Here is a 24,500-nt window from a genome sequence, read left to right as displayed (position 1 = left end):
GCACGAAATCTCGAGGGCGTCGCGATCCGCGCCGCCCAGCGCATCCGGGCGATCGTCGTCTCGACGCGCATTCCGGCTGCCGGTCAGTGACCGCAGGCGATCAGCGGCTGGGTGATAAGCCGTCCGGTCTTCTCGTCGGGCCGGAGCACGGCGGCCATGGCAGGAACGCGCCGCCCGGCCCGGACCGCGATGCCCTCGATGCCCCGCCGCCGTGTTCCTCGCCCTTGAGCCGGCCCTTGAGATCAGCAGGATCCCCCGCGCTCGGCGACCAGGTCGCATCCGCCTGTGGGCGAACCGGAAGCCGCCATCGATCGCCAGTTCCCTGACCACACGCTTGACCAGAGGCAGGACGGCGCGGCGCATGGCCAGTAAGACTCGAAGCAGTAGCTACCAGCCAGGCCACGGCCACGGTCACGCATACGAGATCGCTGCTGGTCAGCTCCGGTGCCCGGCCGACCCACCACCTTCCGCTCAGGGCGCCGTCGATATCGACGGAGAGAGGTGGCGAGGGCGTCCAAGCCGGCCGTCACCAACAGAACATGGACACTCTCGCCGATCCCACGGACGATCCGAGTACGTCGTCTCGACAACCCAATGCGCCTGAATGGTCAGACGGCCGACGAGGCCGCGACGACGGCGTCTCGATCCTGGTCGAGCACGCCGCCGGACTGGCTGCGCACCAGGGCGCGGTAGCCGGCGCAGCGGGCGAGCAGTTCGGAGTGCGTGCCCGCGTCGAGGGCCGAGCCGTCCTCGAGGTAGACGATCTGGGCGGAGTCGCGGATGGTGGAGAGCCGGTGCGCGACGACCACCACGGCCCGGTCCCGCGCCGCCTCGTCGAGCAGCGAGAGCAGCCGCTCCTCGTTCAGGCCGTCGAGCTGGGAGCTGGGTTCGTCCAGCAGCAGCACGTCGGCGTCGGACAGCAGCGCGCGCACCAGCGCGAGCCGCTGCCGCTGCCCGCCGGACAGGTCCCCTCCCCCGCCCAGCCGGGTGTCAAGGCCCTGCGGCAGCGCCGCGATCGCGTCGGCGAGGCCGACCCGGCGCAGCGCGTCGAACACCGCGGCGTCGTCCGGCGCCGCGGCGCATCCGAGCACCGCGTTCTCCCGGATCGTCGCGTCCAGCATGGTGCACGCCTGGTCCACGTAGGCGATCCGGCCGCGCAGGGCGGCCAGCGGCCACCGGTCCACGTCGGTGCCGTGCAGGCTCACGGTCCCGGCGTACGGATCGAGGAAGCGCTCGGCCAGATTGAGCACGGTCGTCTTGCCCGCGCCGGAAACCCCGACGAGTGCGGTGACCCCGCGCGCCGGGACCTTCAGGTCCATCCGGCGCAGCACCGGCTCCGCGTCCTGATACCGCGCGCTGACAGCCCGGAACTCCAGCGCCGGCGCGCCGGCCGGCACCGCCGGCTCGGCCGCGGGCCCGGGCCGCTCGGCCCGCGCCCGCAGCACCTCGAGGATCCGGCCGACCGAGGACAGGCCCAGCTGGATCCGGCCGAACCCGGACGCGACCGTCATCAGGGGATTGATGATCTGGAAGAGGTACATCAGGAACGCGACGTAGTGCGCGGGGCTGAGCCGGCCCGAGCTGACCCGGGCACCGCCGATCGCGAGCACCCCGATGATCGCGATCTGCTGGGCCACGCCCGCCAGCGGCGAGATGAAGGCCTGCGCCCGGTCGCAGGCCACCGCGTTGCGCGCCACCGCGTCGACCTGCTCGAAGATCGGCTCGCTGACCCGTTCCTCGGCCCGGTAGGCCTTGATCACCGGCAGTGCGGCCAGCACTGTGGTGAGCCGCTCGGCCAGCGAGCCCACCGCCTGCTGCCGGGCCCGGCCGCTGCGCCGCATGCCGCTCAGGAACACCCGGATCGCCAGGCCGGCCACGGCGAAGGTGGCCACCACCACGAGCAGCAGCACCCAGTCGAGCAGGCCCATCAGGACCAGCGAGGCAGAGACCATCACGGCCGAGACCGGCATCGCGGTGACCGCGACGTCGCTGACCGAGCGCAGCTGCTGTGCGTCCGCGGTAGTCCGGGCGACCAGGTCGCCGGCGCCGCGGGCGCGCACGTCGGCCGGACGCATCGCCAGGATGCGCCGGACCATCATCTTCCTGATATCCGCGGCGCCGAACTCGCCGACCCGGCCGAGCAGGTACGCGGACCAGCCCGAGGTGACGGCGCCGGAGATCACCAGCAGGGCCAGCTCGGCGCCCTGGCGCACCGGGGTGCGCCCGGCCCCGACCGCCTCGACCATGCTGCTCACCACGTACGGCACGGTCAGCGCGAACGCGGCCGAGGCCAGCGCGAGCAGCAGGGCCAGCACCACCGTGCCGCGGCTGCGCCGCATCATGTGCCGGAGCAGGTGCACGGGCTTGCGCCCGAGGACCGGGTCGACGGATTCGGCGCGCTGACCCGCCGTCACCGCGCCCCGCCTCCCCCGGCCTGCTGCCCGGCCGGCTCCTCGGCCAATTCCTCGGCCATCGCGCGCAGGTCCGCGATCAGCGCGTCGTCGCCGTAGAGGTTGGAGATCCCGGTGACGTTCAGCACCACCTCGTCCACGCCGACGTCGTGGTACCGGCGGATCTCGGCGGCCACGTCGCCCGGCTTGCCGTAGACGAAGACCCCCTCGTCCACCAGCTCGCGCGCGCCCGCGACCGGATCGGAGCGGTCCACGTCGAGCCCGGCCTGGCGCAGCATGTCGGTGTAGTGCACCTTGCGCAGGTGGTTGATGACCGTGTTCTGCGCCAGCAGCATCGGGTTGCGCCCCGGCCCGGAGAAGCCGACCGGCACCATCGCCACCACCCGCGGCGGGGTGTCCCGCCCGGCCTGCGCGGCGCCGACGGCGAGGTTCGGGATCACCGTGCCGGCCAGGTACTCCGGCGGCGTGAGCCAGGTCATCGCGGACTCGGCGGCGCGCCCGGCCGCCCGGGCCATCGCCGGGCGCAGCACACCCGCGCCGATCTCCAGCGGCGCGTGCTCCAACGGCGGCAGCATGCTGTCGAGCTCGAACAGCGCCCCCTTGTGCCGGACCCGTTCGCCGCTCAGCAGGGCCCGCATGACCGTGACGTACTCCTCCACCGCCGCGGCCGGCTTGGCGTACGGGCGGCCGGTCACGCTGGTGACGAAGTCCGCGTCGGCCGCGCCGTACCCGACCGAGACCGGCCGGTCCGCCAGCGCGGCCAGCGACCTGGCCTGGACCGCCGCGTCCAGCGGGTGACGCAGGGCCGTGAGTCCCACCGAGATGCCCACCGGCACGTGGCAGCCCGCGCCGGCCAGGTAGGCCAGGGCCGGGTGGCTCTCGATGCGCAGCGACTGGCCCACCCAGAGCGCGTGGAACGGGGAGTCGCGCACCAGCTCGCCGTAGGGCAGGATCGCCCGCGGGTCGCTCGGCTGCTGCGGGAAGACGAAGGACACGCGCCGGTGCGTCATGAGCCGCTCCTGGCCCTGCGCGCCGATCCGGTGTCGGGGAAGGCGGGCGAGTCGAGGTTGCGGGCCGGCTCGGCCGGGTCCACTCCGGCTGAGTTCAGCTCCTCGGCGACCGCCTGCTCCAGGTCCACCCCGTCGCTCATGTGCCGCACCACGCCGCAGGCCACCGCGATGGTGCGGTGCTGGCCGAAGCTCACCCGTGTGCGGCCCGGCCGGACGTCGGTCGGCTCCCAGGCCAGCGCGAGGCCGGGGGCCACCCGCCGGGCGAGCACCGAGGTGGCCTCGCCCAGGCCGGGCGCACCGTCCAGCGCGCGCACCAGGTCCGGCACGCACGACCACGCGGACTGCGGCAGGTACAACACGATCGCGTCGCGACGCGGGTGGCTCTCCGGCCGGCTCAGGGCCTTGGCACCGTAACGCGCGCCGCGGGCCTCCAGGGTGCTCAGCACGGTGTGCCACAGGGCCGGTCCGTGCGCCGGGTCCTGAACGTGTACATACATCCGGAGTACGTTCGCGCCGTCGGCGCCGCCGGCCGCGCCGGTGGCGTAGAGGAATCCGGGCGAGAGCATGGGCCGCGCGGCTGGGAGCTGCACCAGGATCTCCTCGCCCTTCGCGTGTCCGGCCACGGCCTGGGCCGGCACCGCAATCCGCACCCGGTTCACCTCGATCACGCCGAGGGCTGATCCGTCGCCGTCGCCGTCGGGCAGGGCGTGCACGGTGGCCTTGGTGACGCTGCCGGTGTGCGGGAAGGCCATGGTGAGTTCGTGCTCGTAGGCCGGGCTGCGGCGCACCCCGGCCGGCGTCGTCTCGCGCTCGGCGGTGCCGGCGTGCCAGAACTCGTAGAGCGCGGTGGCCAGCGTCGCCCGGAAGGCGACCGGGTCGTCCGCCTCGACGGTGCGCGCGCCGACCCCGACCTGGTCCATGTCCGCGTCGATGCGCAGCTCGGCCAACGCGGCGGCCAGGGTCCGGCCCGGCGTGGCGGGCTTGGTCTTGAGCATGCTCACGACTCCTCCAGTCCGATGGTCGCGACGAACTGCGGCGCGTTGATCAGGGCGGTGCGCCCGATGCCGGCGATGCCGCGGTCCTGCGCGCCCAGCAGGGCGGAGAACCTGGCCTTGGCCAGCATCCGGTCGAACAGGTGCCAGCCGGCGTACGCGGTGGCCCGCTCGGCCAGCCCGGCGTCCGGCGCGCCCTCCTGCCGGTAGCCCGTCCAGAACGCCATGATCAGCGGGCGGACCACCTCGAGTTCCCGGGTGCCGCGGCGCACCAGCTCGTCGTGGGCCTCGGCAGAGTCGCCGCGCTCGGCGCCGGCGTCGGCGAACATCGCGCCGGCGGCCCGGTAGAGCCACTCGCCGACGAGCGAGCCGACGTCCAGGGCCGGGTCGGCGAGGCGGAACTCCTCCCAGTCGACCAGGTGGATCCCGTCGCCGATTCGCAGGATCTGATCCAGCCTCAGGTCGCAGTGGCCGGGCCGCTGCGGCGCCGCCTGCGAGCGCTCGGCCAGCGCGGCGAGCGACCGCGTCAGTGCCTTGTCGTGCTGCAGCAGCGCCCAGGCCTCCAGGTCGGCGCCGCTGCTGGACGCGTACTGCTCCACACTCAGCGCGGACAGCTGCGCGGCCCCGGACTCGGGCCGCACCCGCGCGGCGGGCGGCACCGCGTCGGCCGGCGCGGCGTGCAGTTCGCCGACGGCGCGACCGATCCGGCGGGCGAAGGCGACGTCGAGGTCCTCGATCCACTCCGTCGCCGACGCGGCGTCCGGCAGCTGTTCGTAGACCAGCACCCGCGCTTCGGCGTCCGCGCCGAGCAGCGCCGGGGCCCGCCACCGGCGCGGCGGTACGGCGTCGGTGAACGCGGCGAAGGCGGTGGCGCGGCCGAACCGCTCCGCCGTCTCGGCCGGCGACCCGATCAGCCTTTTGACGAACAGCCGGCGGCCGTCGGAGGCGGTCAGGGTCCAGTTCTCGTTGCGGCCGGCGTGGCCCACCGCCCGCGCGCCGGGCTCCGGGGGCAGGGACAGGTCCGCCAGGACCCGGAGCACCTCCGCGGGGACCTCGGAGGAGGCCGAGTAGAACCGCGCGGGGGATCCACGGAGCGGTTCGGCGACTTCGACTACTACCGTCATGGCTCGGATGCTAGGAGCCGGAACACCGCCGGGGGCAGCGGCAGAAGGCCGCCGGGTGGGACGCCCGCGCGGGACAGGGTCCTGTGTCACCTGACAGGACTCTGCTAGAGCCGTCGGCACGCACCGACCGGCAGCTGTCATGGCGCACTGCCCGCCCGGCTTGGTCTGATCGAAGCGGGCCGGGGACGGTCCCCGGCCCGCCGGCGCGAGCCGGCCTCGTCCGCATCAGGAGGAGCCGCATGGCTTCCGAGCTCATGGCGGGTTACACCGCTTACACCAGCGCCCCGGACATCATCGCCGAGGCGGTCAGCGGCGCCGCCACGGTCGATCCCGAGTCCATCAGCGTCACCGTCTCGGTGACCGCCACCTTCACGCTGCAGCGCTAGCCGCCGAGGGGTCATCCATGGCCGTCGAACTGATGGCGGGTTACACCGCTTACACCAACGCCCCGGACATCATCGCCGAGGCCACGGGAGCGCGCCCGGGCGACCTCCGGAGCGACGTCAGCAGCTTCTTCACCATCACCGTCTCGTTCACCTACCAGCGGGCCGTTTAGCTAAGGAGCTCACATGGCCGCAGAACTCATGGCGGGTTACACCGCTTACACCAGCGCCCCGGACATCGTCGCCGAGGCCGTGAGCGGAACGCTCAGCGCCGACCCCGACTCCATCAGCGTCACCGTCTCGGTGACGTACAGCTGGACGGGCACGTACCAGAAGTGACCCACCCGGGTGCTCCGGCCCGCGCGGGCCGGGGCACCCACCCCGCCGGTACCGAGACCACTGGAGTGCAACCGTGAACAAGACAGACGACGGCGCGCCCGACGTGTGCTTCGTGTCGATGCCGTATGTGGAGATCCAGCGGCCCTCACTGGCGCTGAGCCTGCTCCAGGGCATCCTGGAGCGCGACGGCGTACGCGCGAAGGTGGTCCACGCCAGCATGTGGTTCGCCGAGAAGGTCGGCTCGCAGCTGTACGAGGCGACGCTGACCACGCCGCCGAACTTCCTGGCCGGGGAGTGGACCTTCGCGGCCGCGGCGTTCGGCCCGCGCCCGGAACAGGAGGAGCAGGAGTACCTGCGGCTGTTCGCCGAGGCCCTCACGGACCCGTTCGTCGGCGGCGGCGACCCGGTCGCCCGCGTCGCGATGCTCCGGCGGCTGCGGGTGGCGGCGGTCGAGTTCGTCGACGAGACCGCCCGGCGGGTCCTGGCCACCGGCGCCCGCGTGGTCGGCTGCACCTCCACGTTCGAGCAGCACACTGCCTCGCTGGCCCTGCTGCGGCGCATCCACGAGCTCGACCCTGAGGTGATCACCATGATGGGCGGCGCGAACTGCGAGACCGCCATGGGCGAGGCCACCCACCGGCTCTTCCCGTGGGTCGACTACGTCGTCTCCGGCGAGGCCGACGGGATCGTCTCCGACCTGTGCCGCCGCGTGCTGAAGCAGGGCCGGGAGATCGAGACCGCCGATCTGCCGGCGGGCGTGCTCGGCCCCCGGCATCGCAGGCAGCTGACGCTGCTCGGCGGCAAGCGGGTGCCCAGGGCGCTGTTCAACAACCTCGACAGCCTGCCCGCGCCGACCTACGCCGACTACTTCGAGACGCTGGAGCGCTCCCCGCTGCGCGACCAGATCGTGCCGGGCCTGCCGCTGGAGACCTCCCGGGGCTGCTGGTGGGGCGCGAAGCACCAGTGCACCTTCTGCGGGCTCAACGGCAGCAGCCTGGGCTACCGGTCGAAGTCGGCCGAGCGGGTGCGCGAGGAGATCGAGACGCTCTGGGACCGGCACGGCATCAGCGGCTTCGAGGTCGTCGACAACATCCTGGACATGCGCTACTTCCAGACTCTGCTGCCGCAGCTGGCCGAGGAGAACAAGCCCTGGCGCTTCTTCTACGAGGTGAAGGCGAACCTGAGCCACGAGCAGCTCGAACTGCTGGTGCGCTCGGGCATCGTGTGGGTGCAGCCCGGTATCGAGAGCCTGCACTCCGAGGTGCTGCAGCTGATGGACAAGGGCGTGGCCGGGTGGCAGAACATCCAGCTGCTGAAGTGGTCCAAGGAGCTGGGCATGCGGCTGTCCTGGTCGCTGCTGTGGGGATTTCCCGGCGAGAAGGACGACTACTACCTGGAGATGGCCGAGTGGCTGCCGCTGCTCGAGCACCTGCAGGCGCCGTTCGGACTCAATCCCCTGGCTTACCACAGGTACAGCGTCTACCACGCCCAGGCGCAGGAGCTCGGGCTCACCCTGTTCCCGGTGACCGCGATGGCGTACGTCTACCCGGTGCCCGAGCGCGATCTGCACGAGCTCGCGTACTTCTTCACCCTCGATCCGAGCGGCACCCGGCTCGACCCGATGGGCCGCAACCCCGACGGCTCGCTCAACCCGGGCGTCGAGGCCACCCTCGCGGCGGTCAAGCACTGGACCTCCGCCGCCCACTCCCGCCGGCCGCCGACCCTGTTCATGGCGGACGAGGAGGGCGAGCTGGACGTGGTCGACACCCGCGAGTGCGCCGTCAAGGGTTTCTGGAGCCTGACCGGCCTGGACCGCGCCGTCCTGCTGGCCTGCGACGGTTCCCCCCGGCCGGAGCGGGTGGGCGCCGTGGTCGAGCGCGACTACGGCATCACCGCCACCGCCGAGCAGATCACCGAGACGGTGCGGCGCCTGGTCGAGGCCAAGCTGATCCTGCCCATCGACGACCGGCTGGTCGGCCTCGCCGTCAACGGCGCGGGAGAGCGCACCCCCGCCGAGTTCCCCGGCGGCCGGATCCGCCAGTCCATGCTCCGCAACTCCTGAACCCCGGCCGGTGCCGGGCGCGCCGCGGCGGATCAGCCCCCTGGTCCGCCGCGCCCGCCTCGATCCGTTCGCTTATATCAGAACATTCAGGACACATCGTCCGCCTCGGCCATCTGCGTGAAGACCATCTGCGCGAGCCGGGTCGGCAGCGATACGTCCGGGTCCCCGAGCGGGTCGGCGGTCCACGCGGGCTTGCGCCGCCACTGCAGTGCGCAGCCCTCGAGGATCGCGCCGATCGAGACCGCGAGGTCGTCGACGGTGTAGGGCGCGCGCAGGCGCAGGCGGTAGCCGTCTAACAGCGCCTGCCAGACTGGGCGGATCGCGTCCGCGAACTGCTCGTCGCCGTGGGCGAGCGCTTCGCGCACCCGGACGTTGCCGCAGCGCGGGTAGAGGCTGAGCGTCGCGTAGAAGACGGCGCTGTCCCTGGTGTGCCGGAAGGACTGCTCGATCATCGCGGCGATCAACTCCGGCAGCGGCGTCGCGGCGGCCACGGCTTCGCGCACGATCTGTTCCACCTCGCTGATGCCCGGCCCTGAGGCCGCGTCCAGCTCGGCGAGGTGGAAGAGCAGATCCGCCTGGAAGTCGCTCTGGTTCGGCCATACCTGATAGATCGCCCCGGTGGTGATCGGGGTGATCTCCGCGCCGAGCGCGTCGGCCAGTTCGCTGCGCACGATCGCGGTGGCCCGGGCCGCCACTTCGGTCAGTTGGACGTACGCGAGGACCGCGGAGACGCCGGGATCGCCGGGGTCGGACACCCCCTCGCACACCAATTCCGTGGCGGCCCGCAGCATCAGTGCGCGGGTCTGCTCGCGGGAGCGCTTCGGCATCCGGCGGCGCGTCGCCTGGGCCACGCTCGGCTCCTCCCCACCCGGCGGGGTCCGCCGGGATCTACGTCTCACCTGCTCGCCCATCGTTGACAAGCGATTCGTAGAAAGTCTACGGTTTGCAGCACCCGAGGGCCAGAGCCGCTTTCACCAGCGGTAGGGCCATTTCTGTACAGGGCACGCAGCGTCGCGCCGCCCGCCTGTGGAGGCCAATGTGAACACCTCGCGCGCCGCTGCCCGCAGCCCGCTGACGTCCCGCCGCTCCGTGCTGAAGACGGGCGCGGGCGCCGCCGCCCTGCTCTCGCTCACCGGATTCCTCGACGCCTGCCGGGGATCGGCCGCGTCCACCGGCTCCTCGGAGGTGGGCAAGGCCACCGGCCAGCCCATCAAGACCCTCAAGGTCGGCCTGCCCGGCACGCTGAGCAACCTGTACCCGGGCCAGGAATCGGGCATCCTCAACTACTACGTGGCCGCGCTGACCATGGAGGGCCTGGTCTCGATCGACAAGACCGGCGCCACCCAGCCGGCTGTCGCCTCCAGCTGGCACCGTCCTGACGCCTCGACGTACGTCTACACGATCCGAGAGGGCGTGAAGTTCACCGACGGCACGGTGCTCACGGTCGAGGACGTGCTCTACTCGCTCACCATGGCGCAGAGCGCGAAGTCCTCGCCCAGCACCTCGGCGAGCTTCAGCAACGTCAAGTCGGTCAAGCAGACCGGCGAGAACGAGATCACCATCGCACTGAGCGCTCCGAGCGAGGCCTTCGAGTGGGTGCCGAGCGCGGCCAGTTCGCTGTTCATCGCGCCGAAGGCTTACTGGGAGAAGAACAACGGGCAGATCGGCACGCCCGACGCCCTGCTCACCGGCACCGGCCCGTACCGGGTCGCCGGCTTCGCCGCGGACTCCTCGGTCCGACTCGAGGCGACCGGGACCTGGTGGGCCGGCAAGCCGCCGGTCGAGGCCATCGAGATCAGTTTCATCTCCGACGACAACACGCGCTACCTGGCCGAGAAGTCCGGCTCCATCGACATGTCCTTCAACGTGCCGCTGCAGAGCCTCACCCAGTGGAAGTCGCTCCCGCAGACCCGGGTGCTGAGCGTGCCGGACCGCTCCTGGGTCGGACTCGTCTACAACCTGGGTGCTTCGCCGACGAACGACGTGCACGTGCGCCGCGCGATCGCGCACTGCATCGACCGGGACGCGGTGGTCAAGGAACTGCTGCACGGTGAGGGCCAGGTCGCCACGGCACTTTCCACTCCCGAGCAGTTCGTCGGCGTGTACTCGGCTGCGGAGGCGACGCGCAAGCTCGCCGGGGTGCCGCAGTACGCATTCAGTATCGAGCAGGCGAAGGCGGAGCTCGCTCAGTCCTCGGTACCGCAGGGCTTCTCCACCACACTTCAGTACCCGAACACCGGCCCGCAGCTGGGCACCGCGGCCCTCAGCCTCGCCGCGAACCTCAAGCAGATCGGGATCGAGCTGGAGGTCAAGGAGGTCGCCCTGTCGCAGTGGCTGGACAACCTCGGCGACACCACGGCGCCGCTGCGTTACATGTGGTACTTCAACACCACGCCGGACCCGGCCGAGCTGGTCACCTACCTGCTCTACAACCAGCCCGCGGCGAACCTCGCCGGGTATGCGGACCCGAACGTCATGGCGATGCTGCAGCAGGCGGGCACCGAGACGGATCCGGCCAAGCGCGCCGCCCTGATCGTCCAGGCGCAGCAGTCGGCCGGCTCCGACCTGCCGTACCTGCCGCTGTGGTGGGGGCGTTCGCTCACGGCCTTCTCCGACACGGTCGGGGTCGACGGGTTCAGCTCCTACACCTTCGAGTCTCCGTGGGCCGACTCGCTGTACGCCGCGGCATGAGCGGTCCGCGCGCGTCGATACGCACCCTGAGCCCGCTCGCGCTGTTCCTGGCGCGGCGGGTGGCCGGGACGGCGGCGCTGCTGGTCGTGATGTCGCTGCTCATCTTCAGCCTGCTCTACCTCGAGCCCGGCGACATCGCGCGCAACCTGCTCGGCACCCGCCCGGTCAGCGCGCAGGCGCTGGCTCAGATCAGGGCCGAGTACCACTTGGACCAGCCGTTCCTGGAGCAGTACTGGACCTGGCTGCGGCACGCGGTGACCGGAGACTTCGGCACCTCGGTGCAGTCAGGGCAGCCGGTCACCTCCTCGATCACCTCGCGGCTCGGGATCACGCTCGAGGTCGTCGGCCTCGCCTTCGTGCTCAGCGTGCTGGTCGGCGTTCCGGCGGGCGTGCTGGCCGGAATGCGGCGCGGGACCTCGACGGACCGCACCGTGGTGGGCATCGCAGTGGTCTTCGTCAGCGCCCCCGCATTCGCGCTCGGGCTGCTGCTGCTCTACGTCTTCGCCGACTACCTCGCCTGGTTCCCGGTCTACGGCACCGGAAGCGGGTTCGCCGGACGCCTCGACCACCTGCTGCTGCCCGCGGTGACCCTGGCGCTCGGGCTCGGCGGGTTCGTACTCAAACTGACCCGCACGGCCGTGATCAAGGAAGCCGACCAGGACTACGTGATGTTCGCCCGGGCCCGGGGCCTGTCGCGGGTTCAGATCCTGCGGCTGATCCTGCGCAACGCGTCGCTCTCGGTGCTGACCAGCCTCGGGCTGACGGTGGCCTACCTGTTCGGCTCGACGCTGCTGGTGGAGCAGGTCTACGCATTGCCCGGGCTCGGCAGCCTGCTCGACGACGCGGTGCTGTTCAAGGACGTGCCGGTGGTCCAGGCGCTCACCCTGCTGATGGCCGCGGCGATCGCCCTCACGGCGCTGCTGGTGGACCTCACCTATGTCGCGCTCGACCCGCGCGTCCGACACGAAATGGCCGGATCATGACGGCACCTGAGCTGACCTGGGGCGCCGCAGCGCCCGGTAAACCCCGCCGGGCTCGGCGGGTGCTGCGGTGGCCCGGGCGCGGACGCCTCGGCGTCACGCTCGCCGTGCTGTTCCTGGTGTTCGACGCCGTGTGCGCGCTGCTGCCGCACCTGGTCGCGCCGAACGCCACGCAGCAGGACATCCTGCTCGGCCTGACCGGCACCGGCACGCCCGGACACCTGCTCGGCACCGACGACCTCGGCCGCGACATCGTGCAACTGACCCTCGGCGGCACCCGTTCCGCGCTGATGGGCCCACTGGTGATCGCGTTCGGCTCGATGCTGCTGGGCGTGCTCTTCGGCACCCTCGCCGGATACCGCGGCGGATTCGTCGACGGCGTGGTCGCGCGCTGGGCGGACCTGCTGCTGGCACTGCCGGCCGTGCTGCTCGCCGTCGTCGTGGCCGGCATCGTCGGGGGCGGATACTGGCTGACGGTGGGTGTGCTGATCGTGCTGTTCTCCCCCTCCGACATCCGGCTGGTGCGCGGCGCGGTGATCGAGCAGAAGACGCAGCCCTACATCGAATCGGCCCGGGTGCTGCGGATGCCCGCGTGGCGCATCATGTACCGGCAGATCCTGCCGAACGTGGTGCCGGTCGCGGCCGCGAATTTCATGCTGAACATCGCCTACGCCATCGTGGCCATGTCCTCGCTGTCCTATCTGGGCCTGGGCGTGGGCCCCGGATCCCCGGACTGGGGCAGGCAGCTGTCCGACGGTCAGGACATCCTGGCCGCCAACCCGGCCGCGATCATCGCGCCCGGTGTGATGATCGTGCTCACCGCGGCGGCGGTCAACGTCGTCGGCGACCGGCTGTTCGAGCTCCTTGACGCGAAGGCGGCGAGCCGATGAGCGCCACGACCGGTCCCGCGCTGACCGTTACCGACCTCGACGTGCTCGGGCCGCACGGGCCGATCGTGGCCGGAGTCGGCCTCGAGGTGGGCTTCGGCGAGACGGTCGCGATCGTGGGCGAATCGGGCAGCGGGAAGTCGGTCACGGCCCGGTCGCTGACCGGTCTGCTCCCGGCCGGTCTGGCCGCGAGTGGCTCGCTGACCGTGGGCGGAGTGCCGGTCTCGCTCGACGGCGCGGCCGCGGGCAAGGCAGGCCGAACGGGAAGGGCGGGCAAGGCGGCCGAGCGGGCGTGGCGCGGCATCCGCGGCTCGCGTATCACGCTGCTGCCGCAGGATCCGTTCACCAGCCTCTCGCCCCGGCACCGGTGCGCGGACCAGATCGCCCTGCCGTTGCAGCGGCTCGGGCTCTCCCGCGCGCAGCGGTCCGAGGCCGTCCTCGAAGCCCTCGACAAGGTGGGGCTGCCGGCCCGGGTGGCGCGGCAGTACCCGTTCCAGCTCTCCGGCGGCATGCGGCAGCGGGTGGCGATCGCCGCCGCGCTGGTGACCGAACCCGACGTGCTCATCGCGGACGAAGCGACGACCGCTCTCGATGTCACGACCCAGCGCGAAATCCTCGACCTGCTCGGCAAGCTCCAGCGGGAGCGAAGCATGGGTCTGATCCTGATCACGCACGACCTCGGTCTGGCCCGGGGCCGGGCCGACCGGGTCACGGTGATGTACGCGGGACGGATCGCCGAGCGTGGCGCCGCAGCGCAGGTGACCGGCAGCCCGGCGCACCCGTATACCGGCCGGCTGCTCGCCTGTGACCCGCCGTTGGACGTGACGCTCGAGCGTCTGCCCACCATCCCCGGCTCCGTACCGCGTCTCGCCTTCGTCGGCGACGCCTGCGCCTTCGCACCGCGGTGCGAACTGGCGACGGACGAGTGCCGGGCCGGCCTGCCCGAAGCCGTCACCGTCGCACCCGGACACTTCGCCGCCTGCCTGCACACCGGACGGGTGCCGAAGCCGGAACTGAAGACGGAACCGAAGCCGGAACCAAAGCCGGATCCGCAGCCTGGCAACGCGATCGCGCCCGCCGAGGAAGCGATGGCGGCGACGACACCGGCCCCGTCCGGCGCGTCCGTGCTCTCCATCGCGGGCCTGCGCAAGACCTTCGGCACGCACACGGTGCTCGAGGGCGTCGATCTGCACGTCGCGGCCGGGGAATCCGTGGCCGTCGTCGGCGAGTCCGGCTCCGGCAAGACCACGCTGGCGCGGATCGTCGTCGGGCTGGAGACCGCGGACGCCGGCACCGTCGACTTCGGCAGCGGGTCCGGGGAGCGTTCGCGTCCGCCGCAGATCGTCTTCCAGGACCCCTTCTCGGCGCTCAACCCGAGCCTGACCATCGGCGCCGCGCTGCGCGACGCGCTGCGGGCCGGCGGCCGGGACCGTTCCGAGGTCGGCGAGCTGCTGGAGATGGTCGGCCTGCCGACCGCCTACGCGCGCCGTCGTCCGCGCGCGCTGTCCGGCGGCGAACGCCAGCGGGTGGCCATCGCGCGCGCCCTGGCCACCCGTCCGGATCTGCTGGTGTGCGACGAGGCGGTCTCCTCGCTCGACGTGTCCGTGCAGGCGCAGATCCTGAACCTGATCGCCGAGCTGCGCGAGCGGCTGGGCCTCGCGGTCCTGTTCATCTCGCACGACCTGGCGGTGGTCCGGCAGGCCTCACAGCGGGTGTACGTGCTCTACCGGGGCCGGGTCGTCGAGCAGGGCGAGACCGCGGACGTGCTCGGCAGCCCCCGGCACGACTACACCAGAGAACTGATGGCAGGCGTCGAAGGCAAGGGCCGCTGAGCGCGAGCCCCGCGGACCTCCCGCGAGCCAAAGCACGCCGTCCACAGCACACCAGCGGAAACGAGGATCAGCACATGCAGCCGCCGCTGCGCATCGAGCGGATGAAGATCGACCAGGACACCCGGGAGGCCCTCGACACCGTGGGCCTGCCCGCGGACGTCGCCGAGGCTTGGGCGCGCTTCACCGCGCCGCTGGCGCGCACCGTGTTCGCGGCGTGGGCCGGGGACGAGCTGCTCGGCGCGGCGATCACCGTCAGCCGGCCGCTGGCCGGATACCTGCGGGTGGGCGGGCTCTGGCTGGCCGAATCGGATGACGCGGACGAGGTGGTCCGGCTGCTCGGTCGGGCCGCCGAGGAGTTCGCCTGGGAGTCGGGGTTCGTGGTCGTCAAGCGCGAGCCCGACCTGGGCCCGGCCGCGGATGAGGGTTCTGACGCGGACGGCGGCCAGGCGACGATACCCGCGCCCGAGTTCGCCGGGCCCATCCCCGATCCCGCGCCGCCCGTTCCGCTGGCCCGGTTCACCTGGCGCCACGGAGCCAGCCCGAGCGCGGTGCCCTATATGCGGCAGACCACCGACTTCACCTGCGGTCCGGCCGCGCTCTCGATGCTGTTGGCCGCGCGCGGCATCCTCGGCGCGCTCACCCGCGAGACCGAGCTCGCGCTGTGGCGCCAGGCCACGGCCATCGGGCCCTGCGATCCGTACGGCCTCGCCGTCACCGCCGACGGGCAGGGCCTGCGCCCGCAGATCGTCATCAACACCGCCGACACGCTCTTCCTCGAGGGCCTCGCGACGCCGCAGGAGCGCGAGCTCAAGGAGTTCATCCAGGACGGCTTCAAGCGGCAGGCCGGGGACGCCGGGATCGACGTGCGGCGCCACGCGTTCGAGATCGAGGAGCTCGCGGAGCTGATCCGCGCAGGCGGCGCGGCGATCGTCCTGGTGGACGAGCTGCTCGTGCACGACGACCAGTGCCCGCACTGGATCCTGGTGCACGGCATGGAAGACGGCTGCTTCATCGCCCACGACCCCTGGACCGAGGTGAGCCAGGGCGAATCGTGGCTGGACGGCTATGACGTCCCGCTCGCCCCGGAGGCACTGGACCGCATCGCCTGGACCGGCAATCCGCCGGTGCGCGCCATGCTCACGTTCGCGCCGCCGGCGTAGTCCACGCCATCAGGACGGCTCGCGCAGCAGCGGCAGCAGTTGGTCGCCGACCCGGGCGATCTCCTGGAGGTAGGGGGTGTCGGACAGGATGAAGTGGCTGATGCCCAGCTTTCGGTAGGCCTCGAGCGCTTCGGCCACGTCCTGCGCGGAGCCGACCAGCCAGGTGGTGGCCGCTCCCCCGGCGCCGTAGCGGCCCGGCGTGGTGTAGAGGCAGGTGTCGAGCACCTCGCCACGTTCGGCGAGTTCGAACAGGCGCCGCTGGCCGACCGCGGTGTTGCCGTTGCCCACCCAGTTGGTCCGCCCGGCCTCGCCCGCCATCCGGGCCACCTTCTCCTCGGCCGCGCGCCAGGCCTCGTCGGTGGTGTCGCGCACCACCGTCGTGATCCGCAGGCCGAACTCCAGCGGCGCGTGCCGGCGTTCCACCTCCTCGCTCAGGGCGGTCAGCCGGGCGATGCGCGCGGCGAGCCCGTCGAGCGTCTCGCCCCAGAACAGCTGCACGTCGGCCTCGGCGGCCGACACCCGCTCCGCCGCCTCGGACGCGCCGCCGAAGTAGAGCGTCGGGTGGATGCGTGCGCCGTCGGCGTACGGGCGCGGCGCCACGGTCGAGTCTCCGACCTGGAAGTGCTCGCCGGTGAAGGTGACCCGCTCCTGCGTCCACAGCAGCCGGACCAGGTGCAGGAACTCCTGGGTGCGGGCGTAGCGCTGCGCGGGATCGGCGTGTACGTCCCCGTACGCGGCCAGGTTGTCCACGCCGCTGACGATGTTGACCAGCACCCGGCCCCGGCTGAGCTGGTCGAGTGTGGCCGCGGCGGCGGCGAAGTGGGCCGGCTGCCAGTAGCCGGGCCGGACCGCGATCAGGGGCTTGAAACGCTCGGTGCGCGCGGCCAGGGCGGCGGCGACCGTGAACGTGTCCGGCCGCCCCCAGCCCGTGCCCAGCAGCGCACCGCCCCAGCCGTGCCGCTCCGCCGCCAGGGCCAGCTCGGTCGAGAACTCGACCGAGCCCCACCCGGTGACGGTGTCGTCGCCGCGGTGGCCCGGCTCCACGGTGTTCGGGATGTACCACAGGAACTGCGCGCCCATGTTCGCTCCTCCGCTCGCTACGCGGCCGCGGCCGGCACGGCGGCGCCCGCGCGCCAGCCGAGTTCGGGCGCGATCAGCCGCACCGTGTCGTGCAGGATCTGCTCGTAGTCCTCGCGGTGGAACTCGTACGGCAGCTCCAGGCGCAGCTCGGAGGTCTGCGTGAACGCGGCGTCCGCACGCAGCCGCTCCAGGATCTCCTCGGCGGTGCCGACCAGGTCGGGGGCGAACAGGACCCTGCGTTCCCCGCGCGGCTTCAGGGTGCGCTCGTATCGCTCGGCCGCGTACGCGCGGTACCGGGCGCGGGTGGCCCGGTCGGCGCCGTCCAGCGGGACGATCACCCGGCCCAGCGCGATCCGCCCGGGCCGGGCCGGGTCGAGCAGGCGCCGGTACTCGGCGATCAGCATCGACTGCGCCTGCACGAAGTCGTCGCTGCTCTCGCCGTACACGATGTTGCCGGTGAGCAGGTTCAGGCCGTTCTGCCCGGCCCAGCGGGAGGAGGCGCCGCCGGCCCCGCCGTACCAGATCCGGTCCACCAGCCCCGGATTGTGCGGCTGGAGCCGGGGCCGCTGGGTGTTGCCGGGCGACTGGATGACGGTGTCCTGCTCGCCCAGGTAACCGCCGCGCAGGTTCTCCAGCAGCCGCCCGATCCGGTTGTAGGACAGGTCGTAGCCGCGCCAGTCGCCGTCGAAGACCAGATGGCCCATCAGCTCGGCGTGCGGCGGCACCCCCGCGCTGAAGCCCACCTGCAGCCGTCCCCGGGAGAGCACGTCGGCGGTGGAGAGGTCCTCGGCCAGCCGGAACGGGCTCTCATACCCGATCGGGATCACCGCGCTGCCCAGCTCGATCCGCTCGGTGCGCTGCCCGGCGGCGGCCAGGAACACCGCCGCGGAACCGACCCCGTGCTCCAGGTGGCGCTGCCGAATCCAGGCGCCGTCGAAGCCGAGGCGTTCGCCGTACTCGAACAGCCGCAGGGTGTCCTCGAGCCCTGCGTACGGGTCGTCGTCCGGGAAGTTGCCCGGGGTCAGGAAGGCGATCGAGTGGATCTGGGGAGTGGTGCTCATCGGTCGGCTCAGTCCTCAGCCACGCTCGAACGGGGTCTTCTCGCCGGCCGCGACCGCGACCGGCAGCCGGTTCTCGGCCGGGGGCAGCGGGCAGGTCGCGAGGTCGGTGTAGGCGCAGGGAAGGTTGGCGGCCCGGTTGAAGTCCAGGTGCACGGTGCCGTCCGCGGCCGGCGCGGCGATCTGCAGCGACCGGTTGGCCGCGTAGGTGGTCACGCCTGAGGTGGCGTCGGTCAGCAGCGCCGTCAGGCTGCCGGGGGCGTGGCCGTTGAACACGGTCAGGCTCAGGGCCTGGCCTTCGAGTTCGAACTCGACCCGGCCGGGAGCGTCGTAGACGTGCTGGAGTCCCTCGACCGCGGCGCCGACCGTGGTGGGCCGCGGCTCGTCGAAGGGCAGGTAACGCCCCGTCACGGCCCAGCGCGGGTCCGGCTCGTAGGCCGGGGTGCCGGCGAACTCGACCCGCAGCGGGTTCTCCGGGTGGCGCGGGCGCAGGATGTCGTGGCCGCCTCGCTTGGCGACCTCGATCACCGCGTCGCCGGAGACCGGGAACAGGCTGGCGCGCTCGGCGATGACGCCGAAGGAGTACGCGCCGTGCACCGCGGCCCCGTCCACGATCAGCTCCTCGCCCTCGTCCAGCTCGACCCGGACCCCGTCCGGGCCGGTGGACCACAGGCCCGGCGCGTCCTCGAAGCGCTCCGGGGTCTCGCTGAGCCAGTTCAGGCTGGTGACGGCGAGGAATCCGTGCGGGTCGGCCAGCCGGTCGAACTGGCGGGCGCGCCAGTCCTGCCAGTCCCGGGTGAAGGCCTCGAGCTCGACGGTGTCGGTGGAGAGATCCTGAACGGTCATGTCTGTTGCCTCTGTCCTCGTCGGGAAGTGCGCGGGGTGCGGGACGCGGCCGGAGCGGCGCGACGTGCGGGCCGCGGGCTCTCGGATGCGTGCGCTGATATGGACGTGCGCTGGCGGAAGTGCGCGGAAACGGGCGGGCCGGGATGGCGGCGGGGTAGGGCTCTGCGGCCTGGTCGGACCGGGTCAGCGCCGGATCAGGCGTGACACAGGCAGCTGGCGACGCGCTGCAGGTCGATGTGACGGCGCCGGGAGAACGAGGAGGCGACGGGGTCGGCTGCACCGGAGCACGGCTCGTACCAGCACTGCACGGTCCGCCTCCCTCCGCCGTCGTCGCGGCCGCATGCTTGCGGGATCCTCGATCCCGCCGGGCTTTCACCTGGAGCACCCCACCGCGTACGAGGGTTGCCGGTCAGTCAGCCAGGGCTTCACACTGACACTCGATGCCGTTTTTCACGGTATCCGCGCCACGATCTACCCGTCAACCGAAGGCTCGCGGCCCACTGCGGCCGGGTGTCCGTTCAGTGCTCGGGCGTCTGTTGACACGCGGCGCGCGCTCTGGCCACACTGGCGCCGTGATCGAAACGCGGCTCACCTCGCGCTACCACATCGACTTCGGTCGCGTGTGGTCCTGTTCCTGTCGCTGATCCCGACGCCGCCGCGCTGATCCGTCGATCCCCTTTCCCCGCAAGGGATTCCTCCCGGCGATGCCGCGCGCCCGCATCGCAGGCTTCTTTTCACCTTTTTCACCGTGCTCTCAATCAAGAGGCGAACACCATCGTGCTGACCACGTCCGCCGCGACCACCACGGCACCCGAGGACCGGGCCGCCCTGATCCCGCCGCCCGGCCACGACCTGGACCGCTCGGTCTGGGCGTCGCTGGCCGGCCACCACGCCCGCTTCGCCGAACGCCACGGCCTCGCCGTGCGCTACGACCCGGAGGTGGCGCCGTTCGTCGCGCTCGCCGACCCGGCCGACCCTCGGGCCTGGGCCGACGCCGCCGCACTGCTCGGTCCGGACGCGGCCTTCTCCGTCACCGGTGCGGTCAGCCTGCCGGAGGGCTGGGAGGTGCAGGCCCAGGGCGAGAGCGTGCAGCTGGTCGACACCGGTCTCGAGGCCCGGCCGTACGCCGAGGCGGTGCGCCTCGGGGCCGAGGACGTGCCGGAGATCCTGGAGTTGGTCGCCCGGGCCAAGCCGGGACCGTTCCGCCCGCGCACCGTGGAACTGGGCACCTACCTCGGCATCCGCCGTGACGGCGTGCTCGTCGCCATGGCCGGGGAGCGCCAGCACCCGCCCGGCTGGACCGAGATCAGCGCGGTCTGCACCGACGAGGCATACCGCGGGCAGGGCCTGGCCACCGCGCTGGTGCGCGCGGTGGCGGCCGGGATCCGCGAACGCGGCGAGACCCCGTTCCTGCACGCGCGCGGCGACAACACCAACGCCATCCGGCTCTACGAGTCGCTGGGCTTCACCCTGCGCCGCCGCTCCCTGCACACCATGGTGCGTCTGACGGTGCGGTGAGCCGCTCGGCTCAGTCGAGGCCGGCCGCCGCGTCCGCGCCCGTACGCCCGAGGGCGAAGCGGGCGGCGCCGGGACGGCCGGCGACCAGGTCCGCGGCGAGTTCGCCGATGACGGAGGCGAACTTGAATCCGTGCCCGGAGAAGCCGGCCAGCACGGTGATCGGGCCCTGACGGTCGACCACGAAGTCGTGGTCGGGCGTGAGGGTGTAGAGGCAGGTGGTGGCCTGCGGGCGGGAGGCGTCGGCGCCCGGCAGCCAGTGTTCGGCGTAGGCCCGCAGCCTGTCGCGAGCGGCCGGGTCGATGCTCCGGTCGCGCCGGTCCGGGTCCACGGCCGGGCCGACGCCGTGGAACCCGACCTTCACCCCGTCGAGGCTGCCGAGGCCGTAGACGTCGAAGTCCGCCGGCAGCGCCGCGCCGGAGTGGTGGATGAAACTGGGCCAGGCCAGGGCGTCGGCCGCCGGGAAGTGGAGCGGCTGCTCCTGTGTGACGCGCAGCGGTGGCAGGCCGCTGACGGTCTCGGCCGCCAGGCCCGGAGCCCAGCCGCCGACCGCGACCACCGCGGCGTCCGCGTGGATCACCTCGCCGGCCGCGGTGACCACCTCCACCGCCGCGCCGCGCCGCAGGATCCGGGCGACCCGGACCTCGTGCCGGATCTGCGCGCCGCGGGCCGCCGCGGCCTGCTGGAAGGCGAGGACCGCGTGGTCCGCGTGCACCCGCCCGGCCTCGGGGTGGAACACCACGTCGGTGTCGAACCGCAGCCCGGGCCACCGCTCGGCGGCCTGGTCCACCGTCAGCAGCTCGGCCTCGTGCCCGGCGTCGCGCAAGCGGTCGTGCAGTTCCTTGACCACGGGCGAGGGGCCGTGGTCGACCGCGCCGGTGAGGGTGAGCACCTGCCGGCCGGACTCCTGCTCCAGCCGACGCCACAGCGGCAGCGCGCGGGCGGCCAGCGCCACGTAGAACGGATCGGCGTAGGCCAGCCGGAAGATACGGGAACTGCCGTGCGAGCTGCCCTCGGTGTGTCCGGGGACGAAGCGCTCGAGCAGGGTCACGCCGTACCCCCGCGACGCCAGCTGCCAAGCGGCCGCGGAGCCCATGACCCCGCCGCCTACCACTACGACCTGCGTCATGACGGTGCGCGCCCTTCGTGTCGGTGTGACGGTTTTCCCAACCTACCGCCGGAAAAAGCCGGCGGGTGGGGCCGCGCGCCGCCGCGTGGCCCCACCCGCCGACGCACCGGATCAGCTGTTGCTGAGCGGCAGGCCGGGCGGGTTGACCAGGGAGGTCGCCACGGCCTCGTTGGACAGGTTGTAGGCCGCCAGCCACTTCGCGTACTGGCCGTGCTGGATCAGGTAGTTGATCGCGTCGGCCAGCGGCTTGGCCAGGCCGTCGCCCTTCTTGGTGGTGGCCGCGATCAGGCCCTGCAGGGTCGCGCCGGCGCCGGAGAACTTACCGGCGTTGCGGGTCGGGTTGGTCGTGCTCGCCGCCTGCGTGATGTGGTAGGCGATCTCCGGGTTCGGCCCGAAGTACGCGGTGATCTGGCCGGAGGACAGCGCCAGCTCGGTGGCGTTCTGGTCCGGGTAGTACTTGACCGTCAGGGTCTTGCCCTGGGCCTTGAGCTGGGACTGCCACTGCAGCAGGATCTTCTCCTGGTTGGTGCCCGAGCCCACGGCCACGGTCTGCCCGGCCAGGTTCTCGTAGTCGCCGGCGAAGTTCCAGGTGCTGGACTTGAGCACCTCGAAGGCCAGGTTGTCCTGCCGGTAGGAGGCGAAGTCGTACTTCTCCTGCCGCTGCTCGGTGTCGGTGATGTTGGAGAAGCCCACGTCGGTCCGGCCGCTGTCGATGCCGACGAACAGGTTGTCCCAGGTGGCGTTCGTGATCACGGGGGTGAGCCCGAACACGGCCGCGACCAGCCGGCCGATGTCCGGTTCCGAACCGGTCAGCGTCTTCTGATCATCGCCCACGAAGGCCAGCGGCGGGGACCCGGCCGGCAGCGCGCCCTCGCCGATCACCAGCTGGCCGCTGGCGAGCACCGACTTGGGCAGCTCCGCGCGGATCGAGGCGACTTCGGGCACGGATATCTTCGTCTCGGTCGCGGCGCCGTTGGAGTGCGCACCGACGTCGACGACGGTCACCCCTGAGCTGTTGGCCACGTCCGCCGTCGAGGTCGACGAGGCGCAGGACGACAGGCCAAGGGCGAGCGCCACCGCGACCGGCAGCACTTTCCATGACTTTCCAACTACGGTGCGTGACTGCGTGAGAGACACGAGTTTTCCCTTTCACTCTGTGCGTGGATGAAGATCGCGGCCGAGCGGCCGCGAAGCCTAGAGGACCTTGCTCAGGAAGTCCTTCGTCCGCTGATGCCGCGGGTTGTCCAGGACGTCCGCCGCGCTGCCCTGTTCGACGATCCGGCCGGCGTCGAGGAACACCACCCGGTCGGCGACCTCGCGCGCGAAGCCGATCTCGTGCGTGACGATCACCAGCGTGGTGCCGGATTTCGCGAGGTCGCGGACGACGCCGAGCACCTCGCCGACCAGTTCCGGGTCGAGGGCCGAGGTCGGTTCGTCGAACACGATCAGCTCGGGCTCCAGGGCCAGCGCGCGGGCGATCGCGGCCCGCTGCTGCTGCCCGCCGGAGAGCTGGCGCGGGTAGGACTGCGCCTTGTCCAGCAGCCCGACCCGGGCCAGCAGCCGCTCGCCCTGCTCGCGCGCCTCCTGCTTGGTGGCCCGCTTGTGCGCGAGCGGGCCCTCGATCACGTTGTCCAGGATCGTCAGGTGCGGGAAGAGGTTGAAGCTCTGAAAGACGAAGCCGATCTTCGCCCGCTGCTTGAGCGCCTCCCGGTCGCTCAGCTGCTTGAACCGGTTTCCGCGGATCCGGACGCCGATCAGTTCGCCGCCGACCTGCACGTATCCGGCGTCGAGGCGCTCGAGCTGGTTGATCACCCGCAGCAGGGTGGACTTGCCCGAGCCGGAGGGGCCGAGGATGGCCGTGGTCTGGCCCGGCTCGACGGTCAGGTCGATGCCGTCGAGCACCCGGTGGGCGCCGTAGGACTTGGTGGCGTTGTGGATCTCGAGGGCCGCGCTCATCGCTCGGTCGCCTTCTCCCTGAACTCTCGCAGCGTCGCCCGCAGGCGCTGGATCGGCGTCGGCGGAACCGTGCGCAGCGCCCCGCGCGAGTAGTAGCGCTCGACGTAGTACTGGATGATCGACAGGATGCTGGTGAGCAGGACGTAGTAGAAGGTCGCCACCATCAGCAGCGGGATGATGTCGCTCGGGTACGTGCTCTGCAGCGACTCGACCTCGCCGAACAGGTCGAGCAGCGAGACGTAGAAGATGATCGACGTGCCCTTCAACAGGCCGATCAGCTGGTTGACGTACGAGGGGATGATGGCGCGCAGGGCCTGCGGCAGCACGATCCGGCGGAACTGGCGCAGTTTCGGCAGTCCGAGCGCGTGCGAGGCCTCGAGCTGTCCCTGGTCGACCGAGAGGATGCCCGCCCGGACCACCTCGGCGGCGTACGCGGCCTCGTTCAGGCTCAGCCCGACGACCGCGATCGTGGTGGCGGAGAACAGGTCGGTCTCGGTGAACGTGGCGAAGGAGGGACCGAACGGCACGCCCAGGCTGAGCGTGTGATACAGCGCGCTGAAGTTGTAGATCAGCAGCAGCAGCACGATCAGCGGGATGGAGCGGAACAGCCAGATGTAGGTCCAGCTGACCGCGCGCAGCAGCGGGCTGCGCGAGAGCCGGCCGAGCGCGAGCACGACGCCGCCGAGGAAGCCGAAGACGGCGCTGAGCGCGGTCACCTTGAGCGTGAGCACCAGCCCCTCGAGGATGACCGGACGCACGAACCAGTAGCGGAAGCGGGCCCACTCGAACGCCTGGTTGGTGAAGAATCCATGGGCGAACTGGGCCAGCACGATCAGCACGACCACGGTGGCGATCCACCGGCCCGGCCGGCGCAGCGGCTGGATCCGGCCGTCGGCTATCTCTTCCAGAGACTTACCCGGCGGCGCGGCCGTCGACGTCGTCATGGAGGTCCTCTCGGGGATTCGGGGAATTCGGCGATGCGGTGGGGGGAAAAGCATGCGGGCATGCCGCATGGCGGGGCCGCGGCGGGTGCCGACGGCCGTTT

The 24,500-nt window shown here is 71.9% G+C and carries 23 protein-coding genes and 1 riboswitch; of the genes, 10 read left to right on the top strand and 13 right to left on the bottom strand.

Annotated features, from left to right (window positions below; translation table 11 throughout):
- Positions 1-608 precede the first annotated feature (608 nt).
- From KDL01_RS13630 to lxmK, 4 genes are read right to left on the bottom strand one after another with little or no spacing between them, the layout of a single operon-like run.
- The gene (locus KDL01_RS13630) at positions 609-2,414 is read right to left on the bottom strand and encodes an ABC transporter ATP-binding protein (protein ID WP_212528830.1); all 1,806 of its coding nucleotides are present in this window, start codon (positions 2,412-2,414) and stop codon (positions 609-611) included.
- Positions 2,411-3,421 (bottom strand): LLM class flavin-dependent oxidoreductase, encoded by a 1,011-nt coding sequence (locus KDL01_RS13625; protein WP_212528829.1) that lies wholly within the window; start codon positions 3,419-3,421, stop codon positions 2,411-2,413. The genes KDL01_RS13630 and KDL01_RS13625 overlap by 4 nt, the downstream gene beginning before the upstream one ends.
- Positions 3,418-4,416: a T3SS effector HopA1 family protein gene (locus KDL01_RS13620; protein ID WP_246576393.1), complete on the bottom strand. Its 999-nt coding sequence runs from the start codon at positions 4,414-4,416 to the stop codon at positions 3,418-3,420. The genes KDL01_RS13625 and KDL01_RS13620 overlap by 4 nt, the downstream gene beginning before the upstream one ends.
- A 2-nt stretch (positions 4,417-4,418) precedes the next feature.
- Positions 4,419-5,537: a class V lanthionine synthetase subunit LxmK gene (gene lxmK / locus KDL01_RS13615; protein ID WP_212528827.1), complete on the bottom strand. Its 1,119-nt coding sequence runs from the start codon at positions 5,535-5,537 to the stop codon at positions 4,419-4,421.
- A 239-nt stretch (positions 5,538-5,776) separates the two neighbouring features.
- On the opposite strand from lxmK, the gene KDL01_RS13610 reads away from it, so the two are divergent.
- From KDL01_RS13610 to KDL01_RS13595, 4 genes are all read left to right on the top strand, one after another.
- On the top strand, positions 5,777-5,923 hold the full coding sequence (locus KDL01_RS13610) for a hypothetical protein (RefSeq protein ID WP_212528826.1): 147 nt from the start codon (positions 5,777-5,779) through the stop codon (positions 5,921-5,923).
- 17 nt (positions 5,924-5,940) lie between these two features.
- Complete coding sequence (locus KDL01_RS13605; protein ID WP_212528825.1) at positions 5,941-6,093, top strand: hypothetical protein; 153 nt, start codon at positions 5,941-5,943, stop codon at positions 6,091-6,093.
- Between the two features lie 13 nt (positions 6,094-6,106).
- Positions 6,107-6,259, top strand: coding sequence for an LxmA leader domain family RiPP (locus KDL01_RS13600; protein ID WP_212528824.1), 153 nt, complete (start codon positions 6,107-6,109; stop codon positions 6,257-6,259).
- Positions 6,260-6,332: 73 nt separating this feature from the next.
- Positions 6,333-8,321: a RiPP maturation radical SAM C-methyltransferase gene (locus tag KDL01_RS13595; RefSeq protein ID WP_212528823.1), complete on the top strand. Its 1,989-nt coding sequence runs from the start codon at positions 6,333-6,335 to the stop codon at positions 8,319-8,321.
- Between the two features lie 86 nt (positions 8,322-8,407).
- On the opposite strand, the gene KDL01_RS13590 is transcribed toward KDL01_RS13595, so the two are convergent.
- Positions 8,408-9,172, bottom strand: a complete 765-nt coding sequence (locus tag KDL01_RS13590; protein ID WP_212528822.1) for a hypothetical protein — start codon at positions 9,170-9,172, stop codon at positions 8,408-8,410.
- A gap of 187 nt (positions 9,173-9,359) precedes the next feature.
- Here KDL01_RS13590 and KDL01_RS13585 point away from each other — a divergent pair, with 187 nt between their 5' ends.
- The 5 genes from KDL01_RS13585 to KDL01_RS13565 all read left to right on the top strand — a co-directional run bounded on the left by KDL01_RS13585 (position 9,360) and on the right by KDL01_RS13565 (position 15,871).
- A complete protein-coding gene (locus tag KDL01_RS13585; RefSeq protein ID WP_212528821.1) occupies positions 9,360-11,012 on the top strand; it encodes an ABC transporter substrate-binding protein in 1,653 nt (550 codons plus the stop codon).
- A complete protein-coding gene (locus KDL01_RS13580) occupies positions 11,009-11,995 on the top strand; it encodes an ABC transporter permease (RefSeq protein WP_212528820.1) in 987 nt (328 codons plus the stop codon). Before KDL01_RS13585 ends, KDL01_RS13580 begins: the two co-directional genes overlap by 4 nt.
- Positions 11,992-12,882 (top strand): ABC transporter permease, encoded by an 891-nt coding sequence (locus KDL01_RS13575; RefSeq protein ID WP_212528819.1) that lies wholly within the window; start codon positions 11,992-11,994, stop codon positions 12,880-12,882. Before KDL01_RS13580 ends, KDL01_RS13575 begins: the two co-directional genes overlap by 4 nt.
- The gene (locus KDL01_RS13570; protein ID WP_212528818.1) at positions 12,879-14,711 is read left to right on the top strand and encodes an oligopeptide/dipeptide ABC transporter ATP-binding protein; all 1,833 of its coding nucleotides are present in this window, start codon (positions 12,879-12,881) and stop codon (positions 14,709-14,711) included. The genes KDL01_RS13575 and KDL01_RS13570 overlap by 4 nt, the downstream gene beginning before the upstream one ends.
- Before the next feature lie 74 nt (positions 14,712-14,785).
- Positions 14,786-15,871 (top strand): peptidase C39 family protein, encoded by a 1,086-nt coding sequence (locus KDL01_RS13565; RefSeq protein ID WP_212528817.1) that lies wholly within the window; start codon positions 14,786-14,788, stop codon positions 15,869-15,871.
- 9 nt (positions 15,872-15,880) lie between these two features.
- Here KDL01_RS13565 and KDL01_RS13560 read toward each other — a convergent pair whose 3' ends face one another.
- The 4 genes from KDL01_RS13560 to KDL01_RS45925 all read right to left on the bottom strand — a co-directional run bounded on the left by KDL01_RS13560 (position 15,881) and on the right by KDL01_RS45925 (position 19,163).
- On the bottom strand, positions 15,881-16,951 hold the full coding sequence (locus KDL01_RS13560; RefSeq protein WP_212528816.1) for an LLM class flavin-dependent oxidoreductase: 1,071 nt from the start codon (positions 16,949-16,951) through the stop codon (positions 15,881-15,883).
- Between the two features lie 17 nt (positions 16,952-16,968).
- Positions 16,969-18,012 (bottom strand): LLM class flavin-dependent oxidoreductase, encoded by a 1,044-nt coding sequence (locus KDL01_RS13555; protein WP_212528815.1) that lies wholly within the window; start codon positions 18,010-18,012, stop codon positions 16,969-16,971.
- Positions 18,013-18,027: 15 nt separating this feature from the next.
- A complete protein-coding gene (locus tag KDL01_RS13550) occupies positions 18,028-18,855 on the bottom strand; it encodes a DUF1684 domain-containing protein (protein WP_212528814.1) in 828 nt (275 codons plus the stop codon).
- A gap of 194 nt (positions 18,856-19,049) precedes the next feature.
- The gene (locus KDL01_RS45925) at positions 19,050-19,163 is read right to left on the bottom strand and encodes a putative leader peptide (protein ID WP_368861562.1); all 114 of its coding nucleotides are present in this window, start codon (positions 19,161-19,163) and stop codon (positions 19,050-19,052) included.
- A gap of 27 nt (positions 19,164-19,190) precedes the next feature.
- A riboswitch (SAM riboswitch) is annotated at positions 19,191-19,300 on the bottom strand.
- A gap of 329 nt (positions 19,301-19,629) precedes the next feature.
- Here KDL01_RS45925 and KDL01_RS13545 point away from each other — a divergent pair.
- Entirely contained in the window at positions 19,630-20,373 is a 744-nt protein-coding gene (locus KDL01_RS13545) for a GNAT family N-acetyltransferase (RefSeq protein WP_438801958.1), read from the top strand.
- 10 nt (positions 20,374-20,383) lie between these two features.
- On the opposite strand, the gene KDL01_RS13540 is transcribed toward KDL01_RS13545, so the two are convergent.
- The 4 genes from KDL01_RS13540 to KDL01_RS13525 all read right to left on the bottom strand — a co-directional run bounded on the left by KDL01_RS13540 (position 20,384) and on the right by KDL01_RS13525 (position 24,399).
- Positions 20,384-21,499 (bottom strand): FAD-dependent oxidoreductase, encoded by a 1,116-nt coding sequence (locus tag KDL01_RS13540; protein ID WP_212528812.1) that lies wholly within the window; start codon positions 21,497-21,499, stop codon positions 20,384-20,386.
- A 111-nt stretch (positions 21,500-21,610) separates the two neighbouring features.
- A complete protein-coding gene (locus KDL01_RS13535; RefSeq protein ID WP_307846297.1) occupies positions 21,611-22,591 on the bottom strand; it encodes a transporter substrate-binding domain-containing protein in 981 nt (326 codons plus the stop codon).
- A 102-nt stretch (positions 22,592-22,693) separates the two neighbouring features.
- Positions 22,694-23,455, bottom strand: a complete 762-nt coding sequence (locus KDL01_RS13530; RefSeq protein WP_212528810.1) for an amino acid ABC transporter ATP-binding protein — start codon at positions 23,453-23,455, stop codon at positions 22,694-22,696.
- Positions 23,452-24,399, bottom strand: coding sequence for an amino acid ABC transporter permease (locus KDL01_RS13525; RefSeq protein WP_246576386.1), 948 nt, complete (start codon positions 24,397-24,399; stop codon positions 23,452-23,454). Before KDL01_RS13525 ends, KDL01_RS13530 begins: the two co-directional genes overlap by 4 nt.
- Between the last annotated feature and the right edge of the window lie 101 nt (positions 24,400-24,500).

The sequence above is a fragment of the Actinospica durhamensis genome (assembly GCF_018139695.1).
In the GTDB taxonomy this organism is placed as follows: Bacteria; Actinomycetota; Actinomycetes; order Streptomycetales; family Catenulisporaceae; genus Actinospica; species Actinospica durhamensis.
Note: the sequence above shows the minus strand (reverse complement) of the source record. Positions and strands in the feature narration are given on the sequence as shown.

Bases quoted from the DNA above. Each gene is read 5' to 3' on its own strand.
- KDL01_RS13600 (WP_212528824.1), top strand. From the start codon at position 6,107: ATGGCCGCAGAACTCATGGCGGGTTACACCGCTTACACCAGCGCCCCG.
- KDL01_RS13620 (WP_246576393.1), bottom strand. From the start codon at position 4,416: ATGCTCAAGACCAAGCCCGCCACGCCGGGCCGGACCCTGGCCGCCGCG.
- KDL01_RS13560 (WP_212528816.1), bottom strand. From the start codon at position 16,951: ATGGGCGCGCAGTTCCTGTGGTACATCCCGAACACCGTGGAGCCGGGC.
- KDL01_RS13575 (WP_212528819.1), top strand. From the start codon at position 11,992: ATGACGGCACCTGAGCTGACCTGGGGCGCCGCAGCGCCCGGTAAACCC.
- KDL01_RS13565 (WP_212528817.1), top strand. From the start codon at position 14,786: ATGCAGCCGCCGCTGCGCATCGAGCGGATGAAGATCGACCAGGACACC.
- KDL01_RS13605 (WP_212528825.1), top strand. From the start codon at position 5,941: ATGGCCGTCGAACTGATGGCGGGTTACACCGCTTACACCAACGCCCCG.
- KDL01_RS13525 (WP_246576386.1), bottom strand. From the start codon at position 24,399: ATGACGACGTCGACGGCCGCGCCGCCGGGTAAGTCTCTGGAAGAGATA.
- KDL01_RS13580 (WP_212528820.1), top strand. From the start codon at position 11,009: ATGAGCGGTCCGCGCGCGTCGATACGCACCCTGAGCCCGCTCGCGCTG.
- KDL01_RS13610 (WP_212528826.1), top strand. From the start codon at position 5,777: ATGGCTTCCGAGCTCATGGCGGGTTACACCGCTTACACCAGCGCCCCG.
- KDL01_RS13530 (WP_212528810.1), bottom strand. From the start codon at position 23,455: ATGAGCGCGGCCCTCGAGATCCACAACGCCACCAAGTCCTACGGCGCC.
- KDL01_RS13555 (WP_212528815.1), bottom strand. From the start codon at position 18,012: ATGAGCACCACTCCCCAGATCCACTCGATCGCCTTCCTGACCCCGGGC.
- KDL01_RS13625 (WP_212528829.1), bottom strand. From the start codon at position 3,421: ATGACGCACCGGCGCGTGTCCTTCGTCTTCCCGCAGCAGCCGAGCGAC.
- KDL01_RS13550 (WP_212528814.1), bottom strand. From the start codon at position 18,855: ATGACCGTTCAGGATCTCTCCACCGACACCGTCGAGCTCGAGGCCTTC.
- KDL01_RS13540 (WP_212528812.1), bottom strand. From the start codon at position 21,499: ATGACGCAGGTCGTAGTGGTAGGCGGCGGGGTCATGGGCTCCGCGGCC.
- KDL01_RS13570 (WP_212528818.1), top strand. From the start codon at position 12,879: ATGAGCGCCACGACCGGTCCCGCGCTGACCGTTACCGACCTCGACGTG.
- lxmK (WP_212528827.1), bottom strand. From the start codon at position 5,537: ATGACGGTAGTAGTCGAAGTCGCCGAACCGCTCCGTGGATCCCCCGCG.